This window comes from Glaciecola sp. XM2, from assembly GCF_018595715.1.
Lineage (GTDB): Bacteria > Pseudomonadota > Gammaproteobacteria > Enterobacterales > Alteromonadaceae > Glaciecola.
In genome coordinates this window covers 11,958-38,337 of the sequence record NZ_JAHEOJ010000015.1, presented here as the reverse complement: position 1 = coordinate 38,337, position 26,380 = coordinate 11,958, and the positions used below count along the sequence as shown (strand labels likewise).

At 45.8% G+C, this 26,380-nt stretch carries 27 protein-coding genes; 12 read left to right on the top strand and 15 right to left on the bottom strand.

What is annotated here, in order from left to right; genetic code table 11:
- Genes argA through argC form a run of 6 tightly spaced genes read right to left on the bottom strand, consistent with a single transcriptional unit; the run spans position 1 to position 6,824 of the window.
- Positions 1-1,329, bottom strand: coding sequence for an amino-acid N-acetyltransferase (gene argA / locus KJ365_RS02980; protein ID WP_214450149.1), 1,329 nt, complete (start codon positions 1,327-1,329; stop codon positions 1-3).
- Between the two features lie 7 nt (positions 1,330-1,336).
- Entirely contained in the window at positions 1,337-2,731 is a 1,395-nt protein-coding gene (gene argH / locus KJ365_RS02975) for an argininosuccinate lyase (RefSeq protein ID WP_214450148.1), read from the bottom strand.
- Between the two features lie 30 nt (positions 2,732-2,761).
- A complete protein-coding gene (locus KJ365_RS02970; RefSeq protein WP_214450147.1) occupies positions 2,762-3,976 on the bottom strand; it encodes an argininosuccinate synthase in 1,215 nt (404 codons plus the stop codon).
- A gap of 37 nt (positions 3,977-4,013) precedes the next feature.
- Complete coding sequence (locus KJ365_RS02965; RefSeq protein WP_214450146.1) at positions 4,014-4,934, bottom strand: ornithine carbamoyltransferase; 921 nt, start codon at positions 4,932-4,934, stop codon at positions 4,014-4,016.
- 28 nt (positions 4,935-4,962) lie between these two features.
- Entirely contained in the window at positions 4,963-5,808 is an 846-nt protein-coding gene (argB, locus tag KJ365_RS02960; protein WP_214450145.1) for an acetylglutamate kinase, read from the bottom strand.
- On the bottom strand, positions 5,805-6,824 hold the full coding sequence (argC, locus tag KJ365_RS02955) for an N-acetyl-gamma-glutamyl-phosphate reductase (protein WP_214450144.1): 1,020 nt from the start codon (positions 6,822-6,824) through the stop codon (positions 5,805-5,807). The genes argB and argC overlap by 4 nt, the downstream gene beginning before the upstream one ends.
- 436 nt (positions 6,825-7,260) lie before the next feature.
- Between argC and KJ365_RS02950 the strand changes: the two genes are divergently transcribed.
- On the top strand, positions 7,261-8,757 hold the full coding sequence (locus tag KJ365_RS02950) for a methyl-accepting chemotaxis protein (protein ID WP_214450143.1): 1,497 nt from the start codon (positions 7,261-7,263) through the stop codon (positions 8,755-8,757).
- A 20-nt stretch (positions 8,758-8,777) separates the two neighbouring features.
- Positions 8,778-9,344, top strand: a complete 567-nt coding sequence (locus KJ365_RS02945) for a DUF6436 domain-containing protein (RefSeq protein ID WP_214450142.1) — start codon at positions 8,778-8,780, stop codon at positions 9,342-9,344.
- Between the two features lie 157 nt (positions 9,345-9,501).
- Here KJ365_RS02945 and KJ365_RS02940 read toward each other — a convergent pair whose 3' ends face one another.
- Positions 9,502-10,218, bottom strand: a complete 717-nt coding sequence (locus KJ365_RS02940) for a Spy/CpxP family protein refolding chaperone (RefSeq protein ID WP_214450141.1) — start codon at positions 10,216-10,218, stop codon at positions 9,502-9,504.
- A 168-nt stretch (positions 10,219-10,386) separates the two neighbouring features.
- On the opposite strand from KJ365_RS02940, the gene KJ365_RS02935 reads away from it, so the two are divergent.
- The 4 genes from KJ365_RS02935 to trmL all read left to right on the top strand — a co-directional run bounded on the left by KJ365_RS02935 (position 10,387) and on the right by trmL (position 14,006).
- Positions 10,387-11,082 carry a response regulator transcription factor gene (locus KJ365_RS02935; RefSeq protein WP_214450140.1) on the top strand — a complete coding sequence of 232 codons (696 nt, stop codon included), beginning with the start codon at positions 10,387-10,389 and terminating at the stop codon, positions 11,080-11,082.
- 1 nt (position 11,083) lies between these two features.
- Complete coding sequence (locus KJ365_RS02930; RefSeq protein ID WP_214450139.1) at positions 11,084-12,493, top strand: ATP-binding protein; 1,410 nt, start codon at positions 11,084-11,086, stop codon at positions 12,491-12,493.
- On the top strand, positions 12,494-13,474 hold the full coding sequence (locus KJ365_RS02925) for an alpha/beta fold hydrolase (RefSeq protein ID WP_214450138.1): 981 nt from the start codon (positions 12,494-12,496) through the stop codon (positions 13,472-13,474).
- Between the two features lie 67 nt (positions 13,475-13,541).
- Entirely contained in the window at positions 13,542-14,006 is a 465-nt protein-coding gene (gene trmL, locus KJ365_RS02920; RefSeq protein WP_214450174.1) for a tRNA (uridine(34)/cytosine(34)/5-carboxymethylaminomethyluridine(34)-2'-O)-methyltransferase TrmL, read from the top strand.
- Positions 14,007-14,030: 24 nt separating this feature from the next.
- Here trmL and gpsA read toward each other — a convergent pair whose 3' ends face one another.
- The 4 genes from gpsA to KJ365_RS02900 form a co-directional block, all read right to left on the bottom strand.
- The gene (gene gpsA / locus KJ365_RS02915) at positions 14,031-15,038 is read right to left on the bottom strand and encodes an NAD(P)H-dependent glycerol-3-phosphate dehydrogenase (protein ID WP_214450137.1); all 1,008 of its coding nucleotides are present in this window, start codon (positions 15,036-15,038) and stop codon (positions 14,031-14,033) included.
- A 6-nt stretch (positions 15,039-15,044) separates the two neighbouring features.
- Positions 15,045-15,563, bottom strand: a complete 519-nt coding sequence (gene secB, locus KJ365_RS02910; RefSeq protein ID WP_214450136.1) for a protein-export chaperone SecB — start codon at positions 15,561-15,563, stop codon at positions 15,045-15,047.
- 71 nt (positions 15,564-15,634) lie between these two features.
- A complete protein-coding gene (gene grxC / locus KJ365_RS02905) occupies positions 15,635-15,892 on the bottom strand; it encodes a glutaredoxin 3 (protein WP_214450135.1) in 258 nt (85 codons plus the stop codon).
- A gap of 36 nt (positions 15,893-15,928) precedes the next feature.
- Entirely contained in the window at positions 15,929-16,354 is a 426-nt protein-coding gene (locus KJ365_RS02900; protein ID WP_214450134.1) for a rhodanese-like domain-containing protein, read from the bottom strand.
- A gap of 195 nt (positions 16,355-16,549) precedes the next feature.
- On the opposite strand from KJ365_RS02900, the gene gpmI reads away from it, so the two are divergent.
- Complete coding sequence (gpmI, locus tag KJ365_RS02895; RefSeq protein WP_214450133.1) at positions 16,550-18,079, top strand: 2,3-bisphosphoglycerate-independent phosphoglycerate mutase; 1,530 nt, start codon at positions 16,550-16,552, stop codon at positions 18,077-18,079.
- Position 18,080: 1 nt separating this feature from the next.
- Positions 18,081-19,274 carry a murein hydrolase activator EnvC family protein gene (locus KJ365_RS02890; protein WP_214450132.1) on the top strand — a complete coding sequence of 398 codons (1,194 nt, stop codon included), beginning with the start codon at positions 18,081-18,083 and terminating at the stop codon, positions 19,272-19,274.
- Between the two features lie 16 nt (positions 19,275-19,290).
- Here KJ365_RS02890 and KJ365_RS02885 read toward each other — a convergent pair whose 3' ends face one another.
- Entirely contained in the window at positions 19,291-20,478 is a 1,188-nt protein-coding gene (locus tag KJ365_RS02885) for an NRAMP family divalent metal transporter (RefSeq protein ID WP_214450131.1), read from the bottom strand.
- Positions 20,479-20,557: 79 nt separating this feature from the next.
- On the opposite strand from KJ365_RS02885, the gene KJ365_RS02880 reads away from it, so the two are divergent.
- Positions 20,558-21,190, top strand: a complete 633-nt coding sequence (locus KJ365_RS02880; protein ID WP_214450130.1) for a UPF0149 family protein — start codon at positions 20,558-20,560, stop codon at positions 21,188-21,190.
- Here the strand turns inward: KJ365_RS02880 and hemJ are convergent.
- Positions 21,177-21,605, bottom strand: coding sequence for a protoporphyrinogen oxidase HemJ (hemJ, locus tag KJ365_RS02875; protein WP_214450129.1), 429 nt, complete (start codon positions 21,603-21,605; stop codon positions 21,177-21,179). The two genes, KJ365_RS02880 and hemJ, sit on opposite strands and share 14 nt — an antisense overlap.
- 9 nt (positions 21,606-21,614) lie before the next feature.
- Positions 21,615-23,276 carry a chloride channel protein gene (locus KJ365_RS02870; protein ID WP_214450128.1) on the bottom strand — a complete coding sequence of 554 codons (1,662 nt, stop codon included), beginning with the start codon at positions 23,274-23,276 and terminating at the stop codon, positions 21,615-21,617.
- Positions 23,277-23,337: 61 nt separating this feature from the next.
- Between KJ365_RS02870 and KJ365_RS02865 the strand changes: the two genes are divergently transcribed.
- The 3 genes from KJ365_RS02865 to KJ365_RS02855 all read left to right on the top strand — a co-directional run bounded on the left by KJ365_RS02865 (position 23,338) and on the right by KJ365_RS02855 (position 25,059).
- Positions 23,338-24,048, top strand: a complete 711-nt coding sequence (locus KJ365_RS02865) for a DUF6776 family protein (RefSeq protein ID WP_214450127.1) — start codon at positions 23,338-23,340, stop codon at positions 24,046-24,048.
- A gap of 70 nt (positions 24,049-24,118) precedes the next feature.
- Positions 24,119-24,463, top strand: a complete 345-nt coding sequence (gene erpA / locus KJ365_RS02860) for an iron-sulfur cluster insertion protein ErpA (protein WP_214450126.1) — start codon at positions 24,119-24,121, stop codon at positions 24,461-24,463.
- Between the two features lie 26 nt (positions 24,464-24,489).
- The gene (locus KJ365_RS02855) at positions 24,490-25,059 is read left to right on the top strand and encodes a glutathione S-transferase family protein (RefSeq protein ID WP_214450125.1); all 570 of its coding nucleotides are present in this window, start codon (positions 24,490-24,492) and stop codon (positions 25,057-25,059) included.
- Positions 25,060-25,129: 70 nt separating this feature from the next.
- Here KJ365_RS02855 and KJ365_RS02850 read toward each other — a convergent pair whose 3' ends face one another.
- Complete coding sequence (locus KJ365_RS02850) at positions 25,130-26,248, bottom strand: energy transducer TonB (RefSeq protein ID WP_214450124.1); 1,119 nt, start codon at positions 26,246-26,248, stop codon at positions 25,130-25,132.
- Positions 26,249-26,380: the final 132 nt, after the last annotated feature.

Genomic DNA, 26,380 nt, shown 5'->3' with positions numbered 1-26,380 from the left:
CTAATTGCTTAAATCCAACATAAACACTTTTGAGTTTCGGGTATAGTTATACATCTGCTTTTTCATTGACGGTAGGGCATCAATATCTTTTTCTTCAAAGCCATGCTCTAAGAACCAATGACCGGTGATGGTAGTAAGCACAAAAATACGTTCTAGGCGATTCAAAATAGCTTTATTCTTAAGTGCTTGTAGCAGCCTTTCACCGCGATTGCTGCCGCGATAGTCTCGGTGTGTGGCTACACAAGAGATTTCTCCGCTGGCATCTTCTGGGTAAATGTAGAGTGCAGCGCAGGCGATGATCATACCGTCTCGCTCAATCACCATAAACTGTGTTATTTCGTTTTCTAATAGCTCTCTTGAGCGTTTTACTAACGCGCCACTTTCTTCCAGCGGACGAATAAGTTTCAGTATGCCACCCACATCATCAATATTCGCGCCGCGCAAGCGCTCATAATGGGTTTGCATGACAAGAGTGCCTTCACCGTCGCGGGTGAATAACTCTTTGAGTAGGGCACCATTTTCTTTGTAGCTAACGCAGTGAGCGCGTTCAATGCCCGCTCCAACCGCCTGCATCATGGCCGTCAAACAGGTGACTTCGGCGGTAATTTTGTCCTCATCAACCAGCTTTTGTAATGGGTTAAGTTCTATGGTGCGAATGAATTTATCCGCTTTGCCTTCTTCGCGTTGATATAGCCCGTCTTGCTGTGACAAGGAAATTAACTTATTCGCTTTTAAGGCAATAGCAGCTTGGGTGGCAACATCTTCGTGAGACAAATTAAATACCTCACCAGTAGGGGAGTAGCCCATGGGGGAGAGTAAAACGATTGAACCGTCATCGAGCTGGTCTTCTATGCCTTCCACGTCGATTCTGCGCACTAGGCCGGTGTGCTCAAAATCAATGCCATTTCTCACCCCGATAGGTTTAGCGATGACTAGGTTGCCTGAGCACACTCGTATCCTTGCCCCATGCATGGGAGAGTTTGGTAAACCCATAGTGAGCAGCGCCTCGATTTGGCTGCGCAGCGAACCAGCGGCGTCTTTTACACACTCTAAGGTTGCCTTATTGGTCACGCGCAGACCATCGACAAACTGACCTTGCAAGCTTCTAAGGTGCAGTCGCTCGTCTATTTGCGGGCGGGCCCCATGAGTAATAATAATGCGCATGCCTAAGCTATGCAGAAGGGCAATATCTTGCACCAGCCGGGGGAAGTTAGGATCTAATACTGCCTCACCGCCAAAGGTAATTACAAACGTTTTACCCCTATGGGCATTGATATAAGGAGCGGAGTTTCTGAATAAGCGAATACTTTCGTCATGGGATAAAGTCATGGTGTACTTAACTCAAACTAGCTTTTAGTTGATCGAGATGTTCAAGCTCAAGATATAGCGCTTTTGTGACTGTATCATGACTGGTTCCGCCCAAATATTTGCGTTTATCAAGCACCGCTTCTAATGGCAGCCATTCGTAAACGTCTTCTTGAATACTGGCGTGCAACGCTTGTAAGTCCTCAATTGGCAGCTCTTCTAAGGCTAACCCTTTTGCAATGGCGGCGACTACCGCTTGTCCTGCAATATCATGAGCGGTTCTAAATGGTACGTTTTGCGCGACCAAATAATCGGCCAATTCTGTGGCGTTAGCATATCCTTGTTGTGCGGCTTTACGTGTCGCCTCTTGATTGAGGCTCAGCCCTTCTAATACTTCCACACCAATACACAAGCAAATATGATATTGATTCACCGCGTCAATTGCGCCTTCTTTATCTTCCTGCATATCTTTGTTGTAAGCGAGCGGCAAGCCCTTCATGGTGACCAGTAGGCCTTGTAGGTGACCAAACACTCGCCCACACTTTCCACGCATCAGTTCAAGGGCGTCAGGGTTTTTCTTTTGCGGCATTAATGACGAGCCTGAAGTCACTGCATCACTTAACTGTAGAAAGCCTGCTTCGCCCGAGTTATAAAAAATCAGGTCTTCGGCCATCCGCGATAAGTGCATCATGCCCGTGCTGCAAACAAACAATAGCTCTAAAACAAAATCACGATCTGAGACCGCGTCCAAGCTATTCAAACACGGGCTAGCAAAGCCAAGTTCCTCTGCCAATTTTTCACGGTCTACGTCAAAGCTGGTGCCCGCCAATGCTCCGCAGCCTAAAGGAGATTGATTCAAACGCCTGACACAGTCGTCAATACGAGTGATATCACGCTTTAACATTTCGCCATATGCTAAGCACCAATGAGCAAAATATACCGGTTGCGCGCGCTGCAAATGTGTATAGCCGGGGATAATCGCTTGCTCATGACGATTGGCACAGCTCAACAACGCGTCAAGGAGATTGACAATATCGAGTTTAAGACCGGCTAAATGGCGTTTACACCATAAACGAAAGTCAGTCGCAACTTGGTCGTTTCGGCTTCGACCAGTATGCAGTTTACGACCAAGATCGCCAAGTGCGTCAGTCAGGTAGGCTTCAACAAAGCTGTGAATATCCTCTTCGGTGGAAGCGCTAAAATCGACTTTATTGGCCTCTACGTCTTGCTTTAGTGTGTTTAAACACTGCTCTAAGCTAGCCTGTTCTTGCTCAGTCAATACGCCCGCTCTCACCAAACCTTTCGACCATGCGATTGAGCCTGTAATGTCCTCAATTGCCATCACATAGTCAAAAGGCAATGAATCATTGACCTGTTTGAACATGGCGCTTGCATCACCGCTAAACCGTCCGCCCCATAAAGCCATTTTTTATCTCCTAGTGTTGTTGCACAGCGCTTACTTTGCGCCGCCTTGACTTTTTAACGCTTTGATTCTGCTCGATAAACTAAACAAACGAATAAAGCCTTCTGCGTGAGACTGGTCGTAAACATCATCGGCGCCAAATGTTGCAAAGTCTTCAGAGTATAAGCTGTTGGGTGAACGACGTTGTACGACCGTGGCAGTGCCCTTATAAAGTTTAACGACGATATCGCCGGTGACTAATTCTGCAAAGCTTTGTGCGCCTGCGAGTAGGGCGTCATTTAAAGCCGTAAACCACCGTCCGTCATACATCACATGCGCAAACTCTAGGCCAATTTGCTCACGATATTTCAAGGCAGATTTATCTAAAACTAGGCATTCGAGGGCTTTGTACGCTTTAACCAAGACGGTGCCGCCAGGGGTTTCATAACAGCCTCGTGACTTCATACCTACCAGTCGATTTTCAACAATATCAATACGCCCAACGCCATGAGCCGCAGCAATGGTATTAAGGGTCATCAAGGCGTTGTAAGGCGAAAGCGATGTGCCGTTTACTTTTACAAGCTCGCCTTTTTCAAACGACAGACTCACCGTTTCGGGCGTATTTGGCGCATCTTGTGGGTCCACGGTCATTGTCCACACTTGCTTACTAGGCTCACACCAAGGGTCTTCTAGCTCGCCGCCTTCGTGTGAGATATGCCATGCGTTTGCATCGCGGCTATAAATTTTTGTCGCTGAGGCACTGGACTTAATGTTGCGACTCGCTAGGTAGTCGAGCAAGTCCTCACGTGAGACCATGTCCCATTCACGCCAAGGTGCAATGACCTTTAAGTCTGGAGCAAGGGCTGCAAAGGCACCTTCAAAACGCACTTGGTCGTTGCCCTTACCGGTACAGCCGTGGCTCAGTGCATCCGCACCGACTTTACGTGCCACTTCAACCTGCGCTTTGGCAATAACGGGTCTTGCCATTGAAGTGCCGAGTAAGTACTCACCTTCATAAACCGCTCCGGTTTTAACTGTAGGGTAAATAAAGTCGCGCACAAACTCTTCTTTTAAATCGACAATGTGACATTCGCTTGCACCACTGGCTAAGGCTTTGGCTTCTAGTCCTTCGAGCTCTTCATCTCCTTGACCCACATCAGCGGCAAAGGCGACCACTTCGCAGTCGTAGTTTTCTTTTAACCAAGGCATGATGGCTGAGGTATCAAGGCCGCCAGAATAGGCAAGCACCACCTTTTTGATATTTGACATAAATTACATTCCTTTAAATACGGATAAAGACAGGTTCTTACAAAGACATGTCGGTCATTAAATAACTGAGTATGGCATTTTGTGCATGCATACGGTTGTTTGCTTGTGCCATCAGCAATGACTGCTCTGAGTCCATCAGCTGCCCAGTGATTTCCAAATCGCGATGGGCTGGCTGGCAATGCATGACGTAGCTTGCGTGTGTGTGCTTCATAAGCTCATCGTTTAATTGATATGGCATAAACGTATCTTTGATATCTGCCAACGGCGTATTGTCGCCCATAGATAACCAAGTGTCGGTATAGATCACATCACAGCGCGCAAGTGCACTCATTTCACTGGCAAATGTCACCTCGACGTTGTGCTCATCTGCTAGCGCGATCACAAACGCCTTAATTTCATCATCGATTTCATAGCCTTTGGGTGTTATCACCACCTGGTGGCAGCCTAACAGCACGCCTAAAATGAGCAGTGAATGGGTTACGTTATTGCCATCGCCAACATATGCCATGGTTTTGCCGCGCACCGAGCCTAGATGCTCATGCATACTCATATAATCAGCAAGTGCTTGGCACGGGTGATAGCGGTCACACAAAGCATTTATCACCGGCACGTGTGAGCCCTCGGCTAATTGTTCTAGCGTTGCATGAGCATATACTCGAGAGACAATGGCATCTGTCCATTGCGCAAGGTTGGCACCTACATCGATAGGGTCTTCACGCTTTTTAAGCTCGGCACCTTGACTATCTACATAGACCATATGACCACCGAGTTTGTTGATGCCAATGTCAAAGCTTACGCGGGTGCGCAAAGATGGCTTTTCAAAAATTGCCACAACCGTTTTACCTTCCAACAGCCTGCCGTACTTGTTTGGCTGCTGTTTAAGATCCAAGGCAAATGTCAGTAACTTTTGAGCATCGTCACTGTTCCACTGTCTGAAGCTGAGTAAATCTTGGTGCATGAAAGGTCCTATGTTTGATTTGCGAGCATTAGCTCACACTATCGGAATATGGGTGAATTTGGGTGCCAAAGGGCTTTCTTGGGTTGATCAGGCCTTCGATGTCGTTCCAGCTACCAATAGTGACTGGTGCATCGAGCACGTCTGCAGCATCTTGGGCAGCGTTAACCTTTACAATCATACCGTCGGTGATCACGTTTTTAGCAATAAGCGTTTGAGCTTGCTCGGCTGATAACTCATCGATCTTGACGCCATCGGCATCTAGCACGCCCTTCACGTCTGATAGCAGATACAATTTTGCGTTTAGCAATTGTGCAATACATGTGGCAGCGTGATCGGCATTTACGTTGTATAAGAGGCCTTTTTCATCGCAGCCAATAGACGCAACAATGGGCAGCATACCTGCCTCAATAAGCTGCTTTAAGAGGCCTGGATCGTTTGCTACCGGAGCGCCTACTGCACCAAGCTCTTGACTTATCTGTCGACACTTAGCAATGGCGCCATCGGCAAGGGTAATGCCCAGTGCATTGATACCAATCGCTGCGCTATGAGCAACCAGTGTTTTATTGAGATACCCCGACAGAACGCCTGCGACAATCGGCATTTGCTCAAAAGGGGTCACGCGCAAACCATTCGCTTTAACGGTTTTAAAGCCCAGCGCCGTAAGTTGCGTCTGCACTTGCTCACCACCGCCATGCACTAACACAACTTGCTTGCCTTGCAGGATAAGCGAGTCGATAGCATGTAAGAGCGGGTGTTTAAGTGCACTTTGCTCAAAAAGCTCATTGAAAAAGCGCCCGCCCACTTTTATCACGATGATATCGCCGCCTTTGGTTTTACTGCCTAGCTTTTGGGTTTGCGCTTGTGGTTTGTTCATGGCAACAATCCTTGTGCTTCGTTCAAAGCAAAGCGGATGTTTGCGCACTGTATCGCTTGGCTGGCTGCACCTTTGAGTAAGTTATCGATTGCTGCGGTCACAATCACGCATTGCTTTTGCTCATCAAAGGCCCAGTGAATATCACAAAATGGTGTGTGGGCAACGTTGTCTACCTTCGGCCACGACGTGCACAGGCGCACTAGCGGTTTATCGTCATACGCGTCATGAAACGCCTTGGTGATATCTTGGGCGCTTACATGTGGCTCTACAAAAGCGGTAACGGTTGCCAAAATCCCTCTTTTAAAAGCGCCTAAATGCGGCGTAAAAATCACTTTAGTATCAGAAAATTCTTCTATTTCAGGCGTGTGTCTGTGCGTATGCACACCATAGGCTTGCAGGCTGACTTCAAAAAAGCTACTGGTCATGCTCGCTTTTCTTCCTGCGCCACTGACGCCGCTTGTGGCATTGATCACGGGTAACTGCTTTGTCGACAACAAGTGGTTTGAGGTGAGCGGTTTTAGCGCTAGCATCGAGGCGGTTGGGTAACAACCGGGCACGGCTATGAGCTGCATAGCGTTTGCGATCTCGTTAGCATGCCACTCAGCAAGCCCATACACTCGCTCCTCGAGCAAATCAGGATAGGCATGTGCAAAGCCATAGTAATGTTCAAATGTAGCAGCATCAGACAATCTAAATGCGCCCGATAGGTCAAATATAATGGCTTTAGTACCGCGAAGTTGCTGTGCCCAATGATGGCTAACCTCATGAGGAAGCGCCATAAAAATCAAATCATATAGCTCGCCTAAGGCCTGAACTTGATCATCAGCGAGTGCTTGCATTTCTATTCCATGCACATGAGATAATGCACCATGGACTTCGCCAAGGCGCTTTCCTGCATCAGCGCTTTGTGCTGATACAAAACAGCCGTCTAGAGAAAAATCTGGATGAGCCCACAAGATTTTGGCTAATTCAGCACCTGTATATCCACTGGCGCCTAAAATACATGTTGAATACATAATTATCTTTTGTGTGTTCGTTATTGTCAGAGTAAGCGTGCATCTTTATACGCTTGTAGTTTACAACACGGCAAGCGATTTCTCACTAGCCTTAATGGGCATTGAAATCACACTATCGTCGGTACTTGAGCTTATATTTTGTGAATTCTGCCGTTATAAACCCTTTTTGATGAGGTAGTAAGATATGTAGCAGCATGTTGATGCAATAAAACAACGAATTACTCCTTAGGCAAAAGACGCAGCAAGACTATATCCATTTGAGTATTTATGCAATAAATATATATAAATATTCATTTTGTGTGGTTTAAATCAAGCCAAATGTGAATAAATGGTTGGTAACTTGCTTATCGCTGTATAAAAAACATGCAATACATAGTTAACCATTGACGAAAAATGCCGATATTTCAATTAAGGCAAGTTTTTGGTGTTGAATGTAATGGGAAAAGACGCTCTATCTGAAGAATATAAAACAACGCACACAGTGTTTCGCTATGTGCTTCTATTTCAGCTCGCTCTTAGCATCTTTATAGGGTACCTGACAGACACAATTTATATGGGGCTAGGTGTGGGTCTACTGATTACGCTACCGGCTATCTTTATCGGTAAATCTTCTCCCGAGTCGGCACTTTCAAGGCATGTGATCGCGATGGCCACCCAGTTGATGGCGGCGCTTCATATTCAGCAAACCATGGGAATGACTGAAATGCACTTTCAGGTTTTCGTGGTACTTGCATTTTTATCGTTTTTTAGAGATTGGAAAGTCATCATCACCGGCACGCTCGTAATTGCGGTTCACCATATCGGTGGATTTATTATGCAGCATACCTTGGGTGGTTTAGTAGTGTTCGAAGACAGTTCGCCGAGTTTCGCGATTTTGCTGATTCATGCCACCTTCGCGATAGTAGAGTGCACTGTGTTAGCTTTCGTTGCGCATAAATCCGCAAAAGAAGCTCGCTCTGCAATTTTATTAAAATCTTCAGTGGCGACCATCATTGGCGATGGCGGGCACCTTAACTTGCGCGAAACAGACCTGCCAGATTTGCACGAGCAAAAGCACTTTGGGCTGATGGTCACCTCGGTGAAGAGCTTGGTCAGTCAAGTCTCTGAGATTGGCGAGGAGCTTGTTACTTTCGCCGATAGGGTGCAACATTCTACCAATGCGTTAGACAACACAGTAGATGCGCAATACGAGCAAGTAAGTTCTATCTCGTCTTCTATGAGAGAGATGACGACCAGTATCGGTGATGTGGCGACATTGTCTCACGATGCAAATGAATTTGCTGAAAATGCGAAAGCGAAAACACTCGATACGCAGACGGCGATTGAAGAAAGCCGTAACAACATTGCGCAGCTTAGAACAACGCTAGAAACGACCTCAGAAGCAATCAGTGATTTAAGCCAAAAATGCCAGAATATTTCTGAGGTGATGCAGTCGATTAAGACCGTTGCGGAACAAACCAACCTGTTGGCACTCAATGCCGCTATTGAATCGGCTCGCGCTGGCGAACACGGTCGCGGCTTTGCTGTTGTGGCCGACGAAGTTCGTAATTTGGCTATTAAATCAAAAGAAAGTGCCGAAGAGATTGAGCAGATCACCAGCTTGCTAACCGCGAGCGCAAACCATTCGGTAGACAACATGAACAATTGCGTTGGCATGGTGAATGTTGCCGTTGAGTCCTCAGAGACTGCGACAGCAAATATGCAGCAGGTGCTAGATGGGATTGCGGTGGTCAATAGTAATGTGACCAATGTGGCGGGCTCCGCTTCAACGCAAGCAACGAGTTCTGAGGCGATTAGCGAGTCGGCAGAGCACCTTAATGGCTTGTTCTCAGAGGAGCGTGCGCAAGTGCAATCACTCCAAGAAAACGTCGTTTCACTTAATCGCTTAACCGAAGCGCTAGGTGAACAGTTAAGCAAATTCCACATTAAATAGTGGTATGAAAGACTTAGAATATGCGTTTTAAAAAGCCGTTAGTGCTCAGTTTAGTTGCGTTGTGGTTTCTTTCAACCACAGCGCTTGTGCTGGCGATGAATAAAAACTTGAGCAAAGCGTTTGATCATGACATGCGCTTATCGATGCAGCTCATGTCGTTAGATTTTGAGACACAATTTGTTGATGTACTGCATGCGCACAGCAGCCCCAACACTAATACCTTATTTCATATTACATCCGACGATGGCTGCTTCTGCCAGAACCTCGCAAAAAAGCACATGGCCAAGCTCAATGAGATTGTTGCCGGTCGTGATTTTGCGATAAAAGAATTAAACATCAGCGCACTAGATGCGGTAAAGGCCGCCATACCATCGACCCCCGCGGTGGCGGTGGTTAACGATCAAAACAAGCTTATTTACTTAGGTCCTTACTCTAGGGGGAGCGGGTGTTTTGGTAGTAACGGTGAGGTAAACGCTATTTTAGAAAACGCGACATCTGCGCCAACAGATGCAGCCCAACAAACCTATTTGCAGCCAGCTATTATCGTCACAGAAGCGCGAGGGTGTTACTGTAACGACGAAGGCTAAACCGCGAATAGTCATGCAGCGCAAAATATGCGCTGCATCTTCATCTGAGAATCTAAAAGCCTAGCTCGCAATTACATCATTTGCTTAGCACGGCGTTCCTTTTTCCCTTTACCCACCCTTTTCTTCATTGCGTGTAGCAATTCAAGCTGCTCATCGTCTAACACACTTTGCATGTCGAAACGTGCGTGCAACTGGTTAACCTGTAACGCTTGCAGGGTAGGTTAATAGACTGGTTTAACGCTAGCCACGCTTGCTCATCAAAGTTTTCTGAATGTATTAAGGCTCTTTCGGCGCTGCGATATTCCTTGATCTGTGCGCGCAAGCTTTCGTTTTGCACACGCCACGTTTCTCGCATGGTGGTCAGTTCAGCTTTCTGTGCATCACTTAAGCCCAGCACTTTCGCCATTCTTTTTTCGCCCTTATCCTTTTTGCTGCGTTTTGCTTTACCAGAACGATCGCCTTGGGCAATACTTTGTCCGAGTTTGGCTTTTTGTTCGTCAGTTAATACCTGATAGGCTTTGTTTCGAGCAAGTGCACGATTTAACTGTGCCTGCACTTTGCTTGCCTCTTGCTCTTCTACAAGTTGCTGCGCCAAAGCGTCATCCCACTGTGCTAAAGACATTAGTGCACTTAATTGCTCACGCTTAAGATTTTTATCAGCTCTCAACGCCATGTTGTTGCCGCGCGTTTGACGCAAGATCAACTCAATATCTTGTTTTTGTTCATCCGTCAGCGCAAGTTGAGCAAACATCGCTTTCTCACGGTTGTGCATTTTATCCATGCCAGGCTCTTGATGCGCGCTAGCCGAGGGGTTATAAACGATTGAGCTAGTTAAAAAAGCCGTCAAGGCGTAAATAATGATTGTTGGTTTCATGGTCACTCCATAAAGGTTTATCAAAGTTCTAAATAATCATAGCGCAGTCAACGCAAAGAAACGCCATGGCAATGTAAAGGTTGTGTAAAGCTGATGTCGCGCTAAAATCGTAACGCTAGAATAGGGTTTCACTGATTAACCTTGAATTAAGATAAAAGGCAAAGGCGCATGCAAAAGCTTTTAATCATCGATGATGATATCGACCTGACGACCCTGCTCTCAGAGTATCTGTCAGCACAGCAATTCGATGTCGCTGTGGCAAACTCTCCTGATGAGGGGATTGCGCGATTGAAGAACGAGAAATTTGATGTTCTGTTGTTAGATGTGATGATGCCAGTCATGGACGGATTTGAAGCGTTAAAGGCGCTGCGACAGTTTTCGAGCATCCCAGTTATTATGCTGACGGCTAGAGGCGATGACTTCGATAAAATTTTAGGCTTAGAATTGGGGGCAGACGATTATCTGCCTAAGCCTTTTAATCATAGAGAGCTTCTGGCGCGCATAAAAGCCTTGATAAGACGATTAGATCCCGCAGGCGGTTTTACGATTGGAAAAGTACTTAGTTTACATAACATTACCGTCGATGAGTCTTCGCGTTCGGTGAAAGTCTTAAATAAAGCGATTGAAATGACAGGAACAGAGTTTGTTATGCTCGCGCAATTGATGAAGTCTGCCGGGCAGTTATTATCAAAAGAGCAGCTTAGTGAATCTGTGCTTGGCAGGAAGTTGGCGCCATTTGACCGAAGCCTCGATATGCACGTTAGCAATATTCGCAAAAAGTTAGCGCAAGAAGGTGTGCAAGACGTCATTAAAACGGTCCGCGGTAACGGTTACATGATGGTCACCGAACAGGTTGAGCAATGATATGCTGACCAAAATCAAAACGGTATTACAACGCTTCAATCCTATAAATAGCTTGTTTGGTAAAATCATCATTTGGTTTTGGTTATCAATTGCTGCGCTCATGATGACTGCCTTAGTGGTGTCGCGTCTCGTAGCTCCCCCCATTGATGTGGCACAACCGGAGCCTTCGCACATCCAGCGAATTGAAGCGGCAAGTGTTGCCGTGCAAGCCCTACTCAATCGAGGGGTGCCTGCTGAAAGAGCGCTTAGGCGCGTTGCAACTCGTGGCCCTTGGCAACTACTGCTCATTAATCCGCAAACCGAGGAGACCGTACTTAGTTTTCCCAATCGTTTACTGCCTCAGGAGCGCTCCATCGTGCAACTGGCAGACGCTTCACAAGTCTTGTTAATCACAACCCCCGCTTTGGAGCTTATTGGGCCTTTGTCGATGTACCAAGATGCCACTGAGTGGAAGCTTTTCATGGTGCGCTTATTGCGTCGTGATGAGCGACAACCTGCTTCTATGGGTATCAGTATTGCGGTTGTAATCACACTAGGCACGCTACTGTGTTTGATACTTGCATGGCGCCTCACTCGACCCATTGAAGAATTACGCAGTGTTAGCTTGCGCTATGCAAATGGCGATTTGAGTTCGCGGGTTGTCAATGCAAATGCACGGCATGACGAAATAGGGCAATTGGCAAATGACTTCAATACCATGGCCGATAAGCTCAGTGGTAGCATGCATCAACAGCAAATGTTGATGGCAAACGTTTCCCACGAACTTCGCACGCCCCTGACACGCTTGCAACTTGCCGTTGCGATGCTGCAAGAACAAAAGGTGACTGCACCTGAGCAATACTTGGCGCGAATTGAGCAAGAAATAGTGCAAATGGATAACCTGATTGGCCAAATTTTGAAACTTACGCGCCTTGAAAATGTGAGCAAAGGTCTGTTGCCAAAAGACAGTTATTCTTTCGATTTGCAACCCATAAACGCGGTGCTTTCGCCGGTGGTCGATAGCTTAGAGTTTGAAGCAAATGCCACGGGCAAAACACTAACATGCTCTGACATCCCCAAAGTCGAGATGCGTATGCATGAAGACTCAATCGTCAGTGCGCTTGAAAATTTGGCGCGCAACGCTATTAGGTTTGCCAGTAGCGACGTTTATCTCGACTTTAAAGTAGAGCAAAACAATCTTTTAATTTGTATTGATGACGACGGTAAAGGACTCGATAGTAACGATATGGATAAGCTTTTTGACCCCTTCTACCGAGCAAATAATCAAGGTGTAGCACATAACAAGGGCAGTGGTTTAGGATTAGCTATTGCAAAGGCGGCGGTAAATTTGCATCATGGTGAGATAACTGTAACATGTTCATCTTACGGCGGATTGCGCCTTACAATGACATTGCCCATTAGTGATAATTAGGTGTATTTAAGCTTAGAACCCCAACTTACCGATTACTATCAACATCGCCTGCCAACCTTTATACAAGAGAAGCTTGTCGCAGGTGTATGGCAACATCCTGATGGCCGCAAATTGCATTATCGTCAAGTGGTCAACCCTGATGCAAAATGCTGGGTAGTGATTTTACAAGGGCGTTCTGAATGCGCTGTAAAGTACGCTGAAATCATCGAGGAGCTTTATCAAAACGGGTGCTCGGTGTTTGCCTTTGACCATACAGGTCAAGGCCAATCTACTCGTTTAATTGCTAACGCATTTCATGGCTACATAGACACTTTCGACACCTATGTGGGTGATGCCGAATCGATAGTGCTCGATTACGTTGCCACGCTGCAAGAGACATCTAAACAAACGCATTTACCTGTGCACTTGCTATGTCATTCTATGGGCAGCACCATTGGCACGCTATTAGTCGCCAAGCGTCCTGAATTGTTTGACCGAGTAGTGTTATGTGCACCAATGTATGGGATCTTGGCGCCTGCACCGATGTTTATCGTAAAGCTAATACTCTCAATTGGCATTCACACGCATCGCTTTTTAAAAGTCCCCTCGGCTTATTTTGTCGGGCAAGGTGACTACCAAGATGTGGATTTTAAGGATAATAAGCTGACCAGCAGCCCGCTGCGATATGAGTGGTTTAAAGCTTACTTTAAAGATCATCCCGATGTGCAACTAGGCGGGGTGACTTTCCAATGGCTTGATGCTGCCTTGAGAGCTATGCAAAAAATAGTATCTGTTGCGCCATCAATTGATCGGCCTCTTCTCGTCTTGCGAGCAGGGGGAGATAAGATTGTTGATAATCGCGCACTTGATCAAGTAGTCCCGCTTTTTCCAAATGCGAAGCTTGTTAATATCGACAACGCGCAACATGAGATCTTGTTTGAACAAGATTGCTATCGTCAACCGGCAATGTCACACGTAATGACATTTTTTGAGCTAACGTAAACAGACCTAGTGTTTTAGGTGCATTTTGCTACCATACGCGCACATTCAGTCTTACTGCGCCCATATCATGCTCGACGTTGTTTTATATCAACCAGAAATTCCACCTAATACCGGCAATATAATTCGCCTTTGCGCAAACACCGGTTATCAACTGCATCTTATCGAGCCGCTAGGCTTTGATTGGGAAGAAAAAAAGGTGAGGCGCGCAGGGTTAGATTATCATGAGTTCGCAAAAGTAAAGCGCCATGCAAGCCTGCAAGATTACCTAGATTCAGCAAAGCCCAAGCGGGTATTTGCTTGCACGACGAAAGGTAAGACTTTTCATTCAGATGTGCAGTATGAGGCTGCAGATGCATTACTGTTTGGTCCCGAAACGCGAGGCTTGCCTGAGGATATTATTTTTGCATTGCCACCAGAGTGTCGTGTACGTATTCCCATGTCTCCAGACAGCCGAAGCATGAATTTATCCAACGCAGTAGCGGTGTTTGTCTATGAAAGTTGGCGACAGCTTGGATATGAAAACGCGCGTTAGTAAATTTGAATGCAGGCGTTTTGTTTATTCGGAGGTTTGTTGGCGACTTAACAAGGCAACGGCAGCTTCTTTTGCGCTCTTACCATGGTAAAGGACCTGATAAATTTGCTCGCAAATCGGCATCTCGATGTTGTATTTTTTTGACAAAATATGCACTTCGTCGGTGTTACGATGGCCCTCAACGACTTGACCAATACTGGCTATTGCATCTTCTACACTCAAACCTTGACCTAACGCTAAACCAAAACGTCGGTTACGAGATTGGTTGTCGGTGCAGGTTAATACTAAATCGCCTAAACCCGCCATCCCCATAAATGAGTCACTACTAGCGCCAATCGCCACACCAAGGCGTTTCATCTCAGCAAGACCACGGGTAATCAATGCAGTACGAGCATTCGCGCCAAAACCTAAGCCGTCTGCCAAACCAGCGCCGATTGCAATGACGTTTTTTACGGCACCGCCTAGTTGCACACCAATAAGGTCATCGTTTAGATACACCCTAAAATTCTTGGGGTTGTTTAGCATTTGGCTAAATTCTACCGCTAACTGCTCATCTTCACTGGCAAGCGTAATGGCGGTGGGTAAGCCAGCAGCCATCTCTTTGGCAAAGGTAGGGCCCGACAATACGGCTTTTGGAAGCTGCTTACCTAATATATCTTCTACAACGCAATGCAGTAAACGCCCAGTGTCGGGCTCTAAACCCTTCGATGCCCAAATCAATTTATGATGAGGCTGGAGAAATGGTTTAATTTGGCGCAGCATATCGGCAAAGGCGAAGCTGGGCACGACAACCAATAAAAACTCACTTTGTTTGACCACAAATTCAAGATCGGCGCAGGGGTGCAGATGTTCGGGAAAAACAAAGCCTTCCAGATAGCGATTATTCGCTCTATCTCGCTCCATGGAGGCGATATCGTCAGCATTACGCCCCCATAGGTAGCTCGGGTGCTCATTGCGGCTCAGGCAAAACGCAAGTGCGGTGCCGTATGAGCCGGCCCCGATAATACTCACGTTCGCCTTGTTTTGCGTCATGCTAAGTTAAGCGTCCAACTTTGGAGCTTGGCCGTTTTGTGCTTCTTGCTCACGTCTTTTTTGCACGTATGAAGCAAAAATTGCATCAAAATTAACGGGTGCAAGGTTAAGTGGTGGGAAGGTGCCGCGGTTTACTAAGTTCGATACAGCTTCACGCGCATATGGGAAGAGCATATTCGGGCAAAATGAACCCAAGGTATGCGCCTTGTTCGCTTCTGGCATCTCGCCAATTGCAAAAATACCGGCTTGTTGTACTTCACACAAAAATCCAGTTTCTTCGCCAACAGTCGCGGTAACCGTCAAAGAAAGCACCACTTCATATACGTTCGTATCCAGCTGCGTGGTACGAGTATCGATGTCTAGTTTGACCTCTGGCTTCCATTCCTTTTGAAAGATCCCAGGTGAATTTGGCGTTTCAAATGAAATATCTTTAGTGTAGATACGTTGAAGACTAAATTGGACTTCTTGTGCCTTGCCGGCTTCTTCTGGTTTTACTGCTGGGTTGTTATTTGACTCATCCGCCATGGGGATACCTGTATGTTTAGTGAAAAAAAACCGCCGGATACACCGGCGGACAACATTTTAAAATACATTGCTTATGCGTTGAGTAAACCGTCTAGATCACTCGCAAACTCTAATGCAAATAAATCATCGCAACCGCCTATATGACGATCGCCGATGAAAATCTGAGGAACGGTAGTACCACCGTTGGCTCGTTCAACCATTTGCGTTTTTAAGTTTGGCTGCTTTAACAAATTGTATTCTGTAAATTCCACGCCTTTTTGAGCAAGTAATGCTTTAGCGCGTGAACAATATGGGCAAAAATCTTTCGTGTAAATTTCTACGTTCTGCATGTGGTGTATACCTTGTTTCTTGCGTCGCGCGGCAATTTATTTCTCGACGGGCAAACCAGCAGATTGCCAAGCATTCATGCCGCCGCTTAAGACACTGACATCACTAAAGCCCTGTTTTGTCATTTTGCTAGCAGTGCCTACCGCTAAATTGCCCATTGCACAGACGACAATAATGGGTGTTGATTTATACTTTTCAAGTTTTGAAAAGTTTCCTTCGCGCACTTCTTCAGGTTTAATTTGACGTGCACCCACTATATGACCGGCTTTAAAGTCTTTTTGTGCACGAATATCTAATAAAACTGCATCTTGCTTATTAATAAGCAGCGTAGCGCCATGATTATCAACACGTTTAACCTTTGATAGCGCAGGGCCTATGAAGGAATACACCAACATCACTACTAAAGCTAACCAAATGCCAGATAAAATTACATTATCTCTTGCAAAATCAATGATGTGGTCCATCGTACTGATATCCTACCCAAACGTGACTGTAATGAAAGAACGCGAATTATATAGAAACCTCACCTAAAAAACACCTGCTAGTTGCGCTCAAAAGTGTGCGAGGGAAGTTTTTCTAGTTTATACGCAACATAATTACTGGTAAATTAAGGTCATACGTCGCGATTTATCTTTACACACCCAGTTAAAAGGCACCTAATGACATCACAAAAAACTCCCTTAGCCCTTATTATTCTCGATGGTTGGGGCTACAGAGAAGCTACCGAAAACAACGCTATTGCCGCTGCAAATACACCTAATCTTGATCGCTTGTCGCAAGAATATACCAGCACGTTAATATCGGGCTCGGGTTTAGATGTTGGGTTACCGCCTGGGCAAATGGGTAATTCAGAGGTAGGGCATGTGAACCTCGGCGCAGGGCGGGTGGTGTATCAAGACTTTACTAAAATTACCAAGGCGATAGAGGATGGCGAGTTTGACAAAAACACAGTCATTTTAGAGGGTATTCAAGCTGCGCAAAATCAACAAAAGGCAGTACATGTGATGGGGCTTTTATCAGACGGGGGCGTGCACTCTCATCAAGACCATTTGTTTGCAGCTTTACGTCTAGCTAAGGCGCAAGGTGTTGAACGTGTCTATTTACACGCCTTTCTCGACGGACGAGATACGCCACCACGCAGCGCTATGGGATATATCGATGCGGCGCAGCAGGTATGCGATGAGCTTGAAGGTGTCGAGTTTGCGACTATCGTAGGGCGCTACTTTGCAATGGACAGAGACAGTCGTTGGGATCGTATTGAAAAAGCCTACAACCTCATTGTTGATGGCCAAGGAGACTTCAATGCCAAAAGTGCCGCGCAAGCCCTGCAAGATGCTTACGACCGAGATGAAAATGACGAATTCGTAAAAGCCAGCAGCATCGGGCATTATGGCGGGGTTGAAGATGGCGACAGTATTATTTTTATGAACTTCAGGGCCGATCGCGCCCGAGCGATGTCCCATGCTTTAGTCGACAAAGAATTTTCGGGCTTTACGCGCAAGCGTTTCCCTCACACCCACTTTGTGATGCTTACCGAGTATGAATCAACGTTACATGTGCCGTGCGCCTACCCACAAGAGAACTTAGTGAATGTGATGGGTGAATGGTTAGCCAAGCATGACAAAACGCAGCTGCGTATTTCTGAAACTGAAAAGTTTGCGCACGTCACATTTTTTTATAGCGGCGGTAAAGAAGATGAATACCCTGGCGAATCGAGGATATTGATTAAATCGCCAGACGTTGCAACCTACGATCTGCAACCTGAAATGAACTCAACAGAATTGACCGACAAACTCGTTGAGGCGATTTTATCCCGTGAGTACGACGCCATCATTTGTAACTTCCCTAATGGCGATATGGTAGGCCACACCGGTAACTTTGAAGCGGCGGTAAAAGCATGTGAAGCAGTAGATCATTGCATTGGCCGAATTGTAGATGCCTTAAAGCAGGTGCAAGGTGAATGTTTGATAACCGCAGACCATGGCAACGCTGAGCAAATGGTAGACCCTAGCACTGGCGTAGAGCACACCGCACACACCAGCGAGCCTGTGCCATTTATCTATGTTGGACGCCCGGCAAAAGCCAGAGAAAATGGCACCCTAAGTGACGTCGCCCCAACCATGTTGCACCTTATGGGCATGCCACAACCTCAAGAGATGACAGGCAAGCCCATTGTGAGTCTCCTCTAACATGACGCGCTCGGGCAGTGGGCTAGGCAATCGAAAACGCTTGCATGCGATTGTAGCGTTTTACCGTTGTGCCTTGTTTATTGCCTTTTGTATTATTGGCACTCAAAGTGTTGCTCAGGATCAAAGTGCCGATTTAGAAAATATAAAGTCTCTGATTGAGCAAACTCGGCAACAACTTGAAGAAAAGTTAGAGGATTCTGAGCGTCTGCAGCAAGAACTGAAACTTGCGGAGTTACAAATTGCAGAATCTGCTACGCAACTCAATCAAACCGATAGAGCGCTTGCGACCACGCGTAGCGAAATTACCGACCTAGAAAAACAGCGTAACGAAACACAAACCAATATTGACAATCAGCAAGCGTTTTTAGCGAATCAAATCAAAAGCGCATTTATGGCCGGTAATTATGATTTCGCTAAGATGGTGTTCAATCAAGATGATGCCAGTAAATTTGAGCGAGTCCTTACTTACTATCAATACTTGAACAGCGCACGTCAGGAACAAATCACTCAATTTAGAGAGCTTATCGCCTCCCTCGAATCACTAAAGCGCCGACTCGCAGATAAAGAGCAACAGCAAATCCTATTGATTGCACAACAGCGTACTCAGGCCGAAAGATTGCGAGAACGACAACAGGCTCGTCAAGTTACGCTGCGCGATTTAGATGCGCAAATTAAGTCTGATCAAGCGCGTGTAGCCCAGCTCGAACAACAAGAAAGAAGCTTAACCCAAGCAATTGAGAGAGCTGAGATTGAGGCACTGCGTAGTCAAAATCGCGAGAATGTGGAAGTTGAGTTAGTAGGGCTAACGCAGCTTAAAGGGCAGCTTCTTGTGCCAACATCAGGTCAAATGAATCGTTTGTTCGGTAAACGAAGACAGGGCCAAGTGCGTTGGAAAGGGATCATCATAAACTCGTCGGCAGGGACCCCTGTTAATGCCGTTGCGGATGGTAAAATCTTATATGCTGATTGGCTCAAAGGATTTGGTTTAGTGACTATTGTGGACCATGGAAAAGGCTACATGAGCGTGTATGGGCGCAATCAAGCCTTACTTAGAAATGTTGGAGACAATGTAGTGGCTGGCGATACCATCAGCCTTGTAGGAAATAGCGGTGGCCAAGCTGAGCCTGGCTTATACTTTGAAATTCGCCATAAAGGCAAAGCACTTAACCCAAGTTTATGGCTAAAACGCCGTTAGACCGACACTCTCACTATCATATTAAGTTAAATAACTTATAACCTGCCAAACCTAACACCGTTACGACCACAACAATGCCACCGGTGTTGCTAACATATCGGTTTCTTGCTTGCCCCATAAGCCCGCTATTGTTGCATACCATCATCAAGAGAATGGCTGAAATTGGCAGTAAAATAGCATTAGCTGCCTGAGCGACCACAATGATCAGAAAGGGTTTTGCCCCCGACACCGACACTAGTATGCCTGCGACAATGATGAGTAAACTGACAGCTTTAAATCGCCAGTCACTGAGCTCACTTTTCCAGTTAAACAAGCCAGCTAATGCGTAACTTGCGGCCAATGGAGCTGTGATTGCGCTGGTAAGCCCTGCGGCAAATAAACCAAGTGCGAAAAACAGGCTTGCGTAATTGCCTAATAAAGGTTCAAGTTGTGAGGCAATGTTTCCCCTGTCCATCACAATACCCGTGGCGAAAAACGCCGTAGCAGCAGATGACATCACCGCGAATGTGACTAAGCCTCCAAGCCCAATCGATGCAAATAGCCCCGCGTTTGTCTCTGTCTTGCCGTGGGAGTTTGCTTTGTGGTCTTTGACGCTCATGCCTGCATGAAGAAAAAGGTTATAGGGCACAATCGTCGTGCCTACGATAGCTAGCAACAGCGTATAGTTATTAAACAAACCGTGCTCTAAGGTCACGCCCGACCAAAAAAGTTGTCCATTGATCCCAGCGACGAGCATTAAGCTAATAAATACAATGCTCATAATGGCAACGAGTGTGACAAGAAGGCCTTCTATCATGTTGTATTTGTTGCTGAGGATCAGGGCAATGGCAATGGTGCCTAAACTGCTAGCCCATATTGCGATGCTGCCCCCAAAACTGGCGCTTAAGCCAAGTGCAGCACCGGTTAAGTTTCCGCCTTCATAAGCTGCGTTACCGACTCCTATTGCTATACAAATGAGCACAGTAACCGCCCATTTATAAATCGGATGTGAATATTGCAGCAAGATAGCTTGCGACAAGCCCTGTCCGCTAGCCATGCCTAAGCGAGACGCCATCTCTTGTAAAACGCAAGTTGCAAAGAGTGCGAACAACAAGGCCCACACAAGTTGATAGCCAAGTTGAGCGCCCACCAAAGAGGCGGTGGTGACGGTGCCAGGTCCGATAAAAGCGGCTGTTACAATGAGGCCTTTTACTGCTGAACGCACTAACCTTCTCCTTTATTTATCAAGCGCTTCGGGTATGATACCGCACTAACGATTCTTATTTTTGTTGCTTTAGCATTCAATGAATTTACTTGCGCTATACGAACAACCCGAAAATGTGCATTTTCTACACTCTCGCTATTTTGTGGAGGGGTGCATTACTGGCGCATGTGCTTGCCCAGAAATACCCTTACCGGATACTTGGTTGCCGTGGACAATTAAACAGCATGAGCAAGTTCAAGACAACGAGCAAGCAGATTATATCTTTTCGCAGTTATTCACCTATTTCAAGCAAGTGCTTGGCGCAATGAAAGATCAGCAGCTTACATTACCATCGTATGCGCTGTACAACACGCCCGAAAACTCAAAAGCGCTAGCGCAGTATTGCAGCGGGCTTATGTTGGCTCATCAGTCTACTGAGCGTGAATGGGCCCATGCGTGGAAGAATATGCAAACACAAGCCCCGAGTGAAGCGCCCAAACTAAGCAAAGATTTGCAGCACTGCTTGTTGGTGTTTTCAACCTTTGCTGACCCTACCTTAGCGATACAACAGGCCCATGCTAGGGGAGAAAAACAGCTCGAAGACAAGTTACCCTTAATTGCTCAGTCTTTATCAAGCACGCTCAAGCAATATGTCAGTATGTCTGGCAAGCTAGCGGCGTATTTGCCCAATCAATTTGAAACCTTTGTGCAAGCGGATCCTAAAAAGGTTTGAGGATGGCAAGGATAACAATCGCCAATAGCGCCAATACCGGCGCTTCATTTAAAAAGCGGTAAAACTTAGGGCTATGGGTATTTTCGTCCCTAGCAAACACTTTGACCAGGTGCCACAGATACATATGGTAAGCATAAAACAAAGCTACAAGGGCAAGCTTTGCATGCAACCAAGCACTAGCGCCAAGCCATGGAGCGCCATATACATAAATAATCGCTATGCCAAGCACAAGTGTCAGTAATGCAAAGGGCGTGATAAACAGCCACAAACGCCTTTCCATCACTTTAAATTGATCGCGCACTACCTGCTCTTTTGTTTCGGCATGGTAAACAAATAGTCTGGGAAGATAAAAAATGCCTGCCATCCATGCAATCATAAAAAATACATGAAAGGCTTTAAGCCATAAAATGCTCAACTGCTTTCCTTAATGTCGTTGTTTTAACAAGTAATTGTGTACCATATTCCATGTGATCACGCCGCTGATATCGTCATGCTCAACACTTTGAATGAGTACCGCGCCTTGGCGCCTAGTTTGCAATGCTTCATGCACATCTGCAAGCGTATGTTGTTCGCTCAGTAGCACTGTATCGTGCATCATGAGTGGGTTATCGTTGGCGTTCAAACTCACGTTTAGCTCCACAATGTGTGCATTGTCAGCGGCGTAATGAATCAGCGTGTGCTCAGGATGGGTTTGTAAATAATCATACAAAACGTCATCTGATACATCGCGCATGACGGTTAATTCGCGCTTCATCATTGCCATAACTCCGGTTTGTTGGAGCATATCGCGGATAGCGGTTCGAGTATAAGGAAGCTCCTGAAAATCTAATTGCTGAATAAAAATCGATTTATTGTTACACATTTGCTTTGCAGTAACGTAAGCGCTCACTATCACAATCATTGCAGGCAGCACAGCTTGAGAACTCGCCGCAAGCTCCATTGCGGCAGATAATGCCGCCATGGGCGCATGTAATACCGCTGCCAAGAAGCCAGCCATGCCGAGCAGGGCATAGGTACTTGTCATGTCACCGGGCATAAGTGTTGAAATAGGTTGCATTAAAACAACACCAAGCAGCATGCCGATTACCATTACCGCACCGATAATCCCTCCTGGCACGCCAAGCGCAATGGCTACAATTGCCAATACAAACTTTGCTGCAAATAGGGCAAGCAGAGTACCGATGTCGGGTTGAGTGCCTAGCAACAGTTCGATGTTGATGAATTCTGCACCCATGCTACTGGGCATGAAATAGCCAAAAGCACCGGTGATTGCAGCCGCAACATACAAGCGCCCAATCATATTCATTGGCGTAAACCAACGCATAATGTTCATCAGTTGTTTGTTAAAAAGCGCTGCAACGATCCCAATACAGATGCCCATTAACACCAAATAAGGTAATTGTGTGGGCGGTACGGGGGCAAAATTTAAAAAAGCCAGTTCACTTACGTCGCCAAACACAAGGCGGGTGATCACAGAGCCACAAGCGGCAGATAGCATAATGGGCACAAAAATATGGACCTTATACTCTCTGAGTACCACTTCCATCACAAAAATAACGGCGGCAAAAGGCGTGTTAAAGGCCGCTGCAATACCCGCTGCAATGCCGCACCCAGCGAGTATACGTAAACTGTTGAAAGGCAGTTTTAGCCATCTTCCCACGTAATGACTTGCCCAAGCGGCTAAGTGGACGGTGGGGCCTTCTTTTCCCACAACAAAGCCACTGGCGAGGGCAAAGATGCCGCCAAAAAATTGATTAATAGTGGTCCGTAGTGGAATATGCCCGTAAAACTGCTTCACTCGATGGATAACAAACGGAATACCAAGACGATAATGTTCAAAACCGGTGAGTTTAGCTACGCCAATAATGAGCGTAACGGCGACAAATGGCAGGGCTAAGCGATAGACGTCAGAGAGCGAAGCGTAATTGCCAATTCCGTCCAAGAAAAACACGTGCAATAATGTGAGGGTTAAACGAAAACTGATGATCACAAACGCTGCAATCAAGCCACCTGCCAACCCAATCAAACAAAGTTGGACCGACGTGCTTGGATGCGAAAGGGCTTGTCGTAATGACTGTAGACTCATAACGTTCTCGCTTTTTAGATTCGCAAAGACTAACATAATCCCTTGATAAAGGAGAGATTTTTTGAAATTAGCTGAGTACAAACACAAATATGGATTTGTACAGTTCTATGCATTTGTCATTGGAATTTTGCTGTTAGCATTTTATTTGGGATATGTGTTTGCAGATCGCAGTAATTCAGGTCTTGGGCAAGATGTAAAAGTCATGCGTCAGTCGGTTGAAAATTTAACCCGCGAAAATCAAAGCTTAAACTCACAAATTAACACGATGAAAATTGCATTAGACGTTGCCCGCTTAACTCAACAAGAGAGCCAAACTGCCCTGCAAGACGCGGCAAGCCGAGAGATTGCTTTAAAACAAGAGCTGGCATTTTTTCAACGAGTAATGGCACCGGAACTTACGCAAGATGGATTTGTAGTGGAGCGCTTGGCAGTTACTGCTACGCAAAGCACAAACAATTACGCGGTGAGTATGGTGTTGCTACAACATGAAAACATTAAAGATATTATCAAGGGCGACCTAGACATCGAGATATCGGGTAGTTTAGACGGTAAGCCAAAAACATATGCGCTGAGTGAATTGCAAGATGAACCAAAAACGCCGCTTAAATTTGGCTTTAAGTATTTCCAAGTGATTGAGACCACTATCACTCTGCCAGCTAATTTTATCCCGGAGAAGTTTGAGTTAGAAACAGATGTGTACAAATACAACCGAAGGCGAGGTAGTTACAATACCAGTATTACGTGGGTAGAAGCTTTCAGCGAAGCTGAGTGAATACTTGATTAAATTACTCAGGTATTGGATAATCCGCGATTATTAACGGTATCACAAATTGGAGAGATGCATGTCGGTTGAAATGGCAATGCCAATTGAGTTTTCTGACGCAGCGGCACATAAAGTGAAGTCGCTGATTGAAGAAGAAGAAAATCCGAACCTAAAACTAAGAGTCTACGTTACCGGTGGCGGATGCTCTGGCTTCCAGTATGGCTTCACCTTCGATGAAAAAGTCAACGAAGGCGATATGACCATTGATAAAGAATCGGTCACTTTAGTAGTAGACCCAATGAGTTTGCAATACTTGGTGGGCGGAATAGTAGATTACACCGAAGGGCTAGAAGGTTCTCGGTTTTTGGTAAATAACCCAAATGCTAGCACGACGTGCGGATGCGGGGCTTCATTTAGCATTTAACAATCAACTTGCATAAAGGCGCAACAATGAAATTATATGGCTCGACAACTTCACCTTACGTGCGACGCTTACGCATGTTGATGCAAAGTATTGCGTATGAGTTTGTTGAAGTAGATGTGTATGCACCCGATGATCGTGCCATGTTAGTCGAAAATAACCCTACATTGAAAATTCCCATGTTGATGGATGGCCAGCAGGTTGTTTTAGACTCACGCGTTATATTTCAGTATTTGTGTGATAAGGGCTTGGCTACACCACTTAGTTTGGTGCAGCAGAACATGCTCACGGCCATTGATTCAGCCAACGATTCTTTTATTCATCTGTTTTTATTGAAGCGCTCTGAAATTGAAAATGCGCCCGATAAACTTTTCTTCAAACTTCAAAACGAGCGCATTGTTTCGGTCATGGCTTACTTTGAAAAAGTGGTGGATGATGAAGCGTTTACCCAATGGAACTATTTGAGCATGAGTTTGTTTGCAATGCTCGATTGGTTACTGTTTCGTGATTTATACGACCTGCAATCCTTCCCTGGGCTTTTGGCGTTTCATGAAAAATACCGAGTGGAAACGGCCGCCGTTGAGACAGACCCTCGTTAGTATCCGCTAACGCCAAAGATAATATTATTAAAACTGCACTTTAAAAAATAATAGTATGTGAGTACTTACTCTAAGCTTCAGCAACCTCAACTAGATTGAACGTCGTCTGCGCTTCACCTTGAATAAACACTTGGCAATTGCCCCAAGACTTCGGAATGGTCCAAATGTGATCTTCGGCAATAGTGAATTTTTCTCTGCGCGTTTCGCACCGTACTTCTACGGTTTCCAATTCGCCCTGTATATCTGCAAAGGCAAACTTGTTGCGCAATAATCTATGAAAGTACTGATCGTCTTCATCTAGTGTGATAGCGACCGCAATATTCTTATCGGATGCCGATACCTCTTCGATATGCGCGAGCATTGGCTGTAAAGGTTTAATGAGCTCATCACTGTTTGGTAAGCTTTTTATATCGTCATAAGTTTGTAGCGCCAGCGCATATTGCTTCAGGTTCGTTCTGGCAACAAACAGGCGTTGATACAAATTGGCTTTGTAGTCATCCGAAAACGTTTTATGCTCCTCGTCGTGGGATCTACTGCTAGAAATAGCGCGTGATAAGCTTCGCGCAATACGCACCTGGTCATCTTTTTTTGCCGCAATTAACGCGTCCAAATTCCACAACCATGCATTTTCGTACCGATTACGATTTTTATTATCGCGCATTTTTTCAACTAAAACCTCAGCAGCTTCAATATCGCCATTTTGAAAAAGGTCCTCGGCTTTCTTATATTGATATACAAAACTTCTGGTTGCACCCGTTGCACCGCCGATAGTGAAGTCAAAGCGTATTGATTGATGACAAACCTCGGTTGGTTTGCCGTCTTTCATTGCAGGGGTATAGCGCGTATTTTTCAGCGCTCTAAGCGCAGAACTCCTAAAAGCGCGATGACCGCTAAAATCCTCCACTACGGGGTCTACAACTTTGCCCTCTTCGTCAATTACATAGCTCATTTGCACCCATCCTTCAGCACCATTTCTAAGCGCTTCAGTAGGAAAGCGCATCCTTGGACGCTCCAAAACTTCTGGAGGCGTGAAGGACGTTATTCGTGTGACTTTGTCTGATGGTGTCTGGGAGAGTGCTGCTTGTGCCATGTCATCACACGGGAAGTCAGCGTCTTGTGCAACTGCTGTTAGGTGAGCAAAGCTCATGATAAGCGCGGCGCTTATTAGCGATAATGTTTTGATATTCATAATAATCCCTCATTTTGAATCGACTGCAATCGTTGCAATCCAAAATACTGCGTGTCACGATTTTTAAATACATACCCTACCGTGTCAAGTCATCACTCCCAATAAGGTCATCTAAATTATACCTATTGTCGC

Bases quoted from the DNA above. Each gene is read 5' to 3' on its own strand.
- KJ365_RS02900 (WP_214450134.1), bottom strand. From the start codon at position 16,354: ATGGACCACATCATTGATTTTGCAAGAGATAATGTAATTTTATCTGGC.
- grxC (WP_214450135.1), bottom strand. From the start codon at position 15,892: ATGCAGAACGTAGAAATTTACACGAAAGATTTTTGCCCATATTGTTCA.
- KJ365_RS02890 (WP_214450132.1), top strand. From the start codon at position 18,081: ATGACGCGCTCGGGCAGTGGGCTAGGCAATCGAAAACGCTTGCATGCG.
- argB (WP_214450145.1), bottom strand. From the start codon at position 5,808: ATGAACAAACCACAAGCGCAAACCCAAAAGCTAGGCAGTAAAACCAAA.
- secB (WP_214450136.1), bottom strand. From the start codon at position 15,563: ATGGCGGATGAGTCAAATAACAACCCAGCAGTAAAACCAGAAGAAGCC.
- argH (WP_214450148.1), bottom strand. From the start codon at position 2,731: ATGGCTTTATGGGGCGGACGGTTTAGCGGTGATGCAAGCGCCATGTTC.
- KJ365_RS02950 (WP_214450143.1), top strand. From the start codon at position 7,261: ATGGGAAAAGACGCTCTATCTGAAGAATATAAAACAACGCACACAGTG.
- erpA (WP_214450126.1), top strand. From the start codon at position 24,119: ATGTCGGTTGAAATGGCAATGCCAATTGAGTTTTCTGACGCAGCGGCA.
- KJ365_RS02880 (WP_214450130.1), top strand. From the start codon at position 20,558: ATGAATTTACTTGCGCTATACGAACAACCCGAAAATGTGCATTTTCTA.
- KJ365_RS02970 (WP_214450147.1), bottom strand. From the start codon at position 3,976: ATGTCAAATATCAAAAAGGTGGTGCTTGCCTATTCTGGCGGCCTTGAT.
- argA (WP_214450149.1), bottom strand. From the start codon at position 1,329: ATGACTTTATCCCATGACGAAAGTATTCGCTTATTCAGAAACTCCGCT.
- KJ365_RS02870 (WP_214450128.1), bottom strand. From the start codon at position 23,276: ATGAGTCTACAGTCATTACGACAAGCCCTTTCGCATCCAAGCACGTCG.
- KJ365_RS02945 (WP_214450142.1), top strand. From the start codon at position 8,778: ATGCGTTTTAAAAAGCCGTTAGTGCTCAGTTTAGTTGCGTTGTGGTTT.
- KJ365_RS02965 (WP_214450146.1), bottom strand. From the start codon at position 4,934: ATGCACCAAGATTTACTCAGCTTCAGACAGTGGAACAGTGACGATGCT.
- KJ365_RS02850 (WP_214450124.1), bottom strand. From the start codon at position 26,248: ATGAATATCAAAACATTATCGCTAATAAGCGCCGCGCTTATCATGAGC.
- trmL (WP_214450174.1), top strand. From the start codon at position 13,542: ATGCTCGACGTTGTTTTATATCAACCAGAAATTCCACCTAATACCGGC.
- argC (WP_214450144.1), bottom strand. From the start codon at position 6,824: ATGTATTCAACATGTATTTTAGGCGCCAGTGGATATACAGGTGCTGAA.
- KJ365_RS02940 (WP_214450141.1), bottom strand. From the start codon at position 10,218: ATGAAACCAACAATCATTATTTACGCCTTGACGGCTTTTTTAACTAGC.
- gpmI (WP_214450133.1), top strand. From the start codon at position 16,550: ATGACATCACAAAAAACTCCCTTAGCCCTTATTATTCTCGATGGTTGG.
- KJ365_RS02930 (WP_214450139.1), top strand. From the start codon at position 11,084: ATGCTGACCAAAATCAAAACGGTATTACAACGCTTCAATCCTATAAAT.
- KJ365_RS02855 (WP_214450125.1), top strand. From the start codon at position 24,490: ATGAAATTATATGGCTCGACAACTTCACCTTACGTGCGACGCTTACGC.
- gpsA (WP_214450137.1), bottom strand. From the start codon at position 15,038: ATGACGCAAAACAAGGCGAACGTGAGTATTATCGGGGCCGGCTCATAC.
- KJ365_RS02935 (WP_214450140.1), top strand. From the start codon at position 10,387: ATGCAAAAGCTTTTAATCATCGATGATGATATCGACCTGACGACCCTG.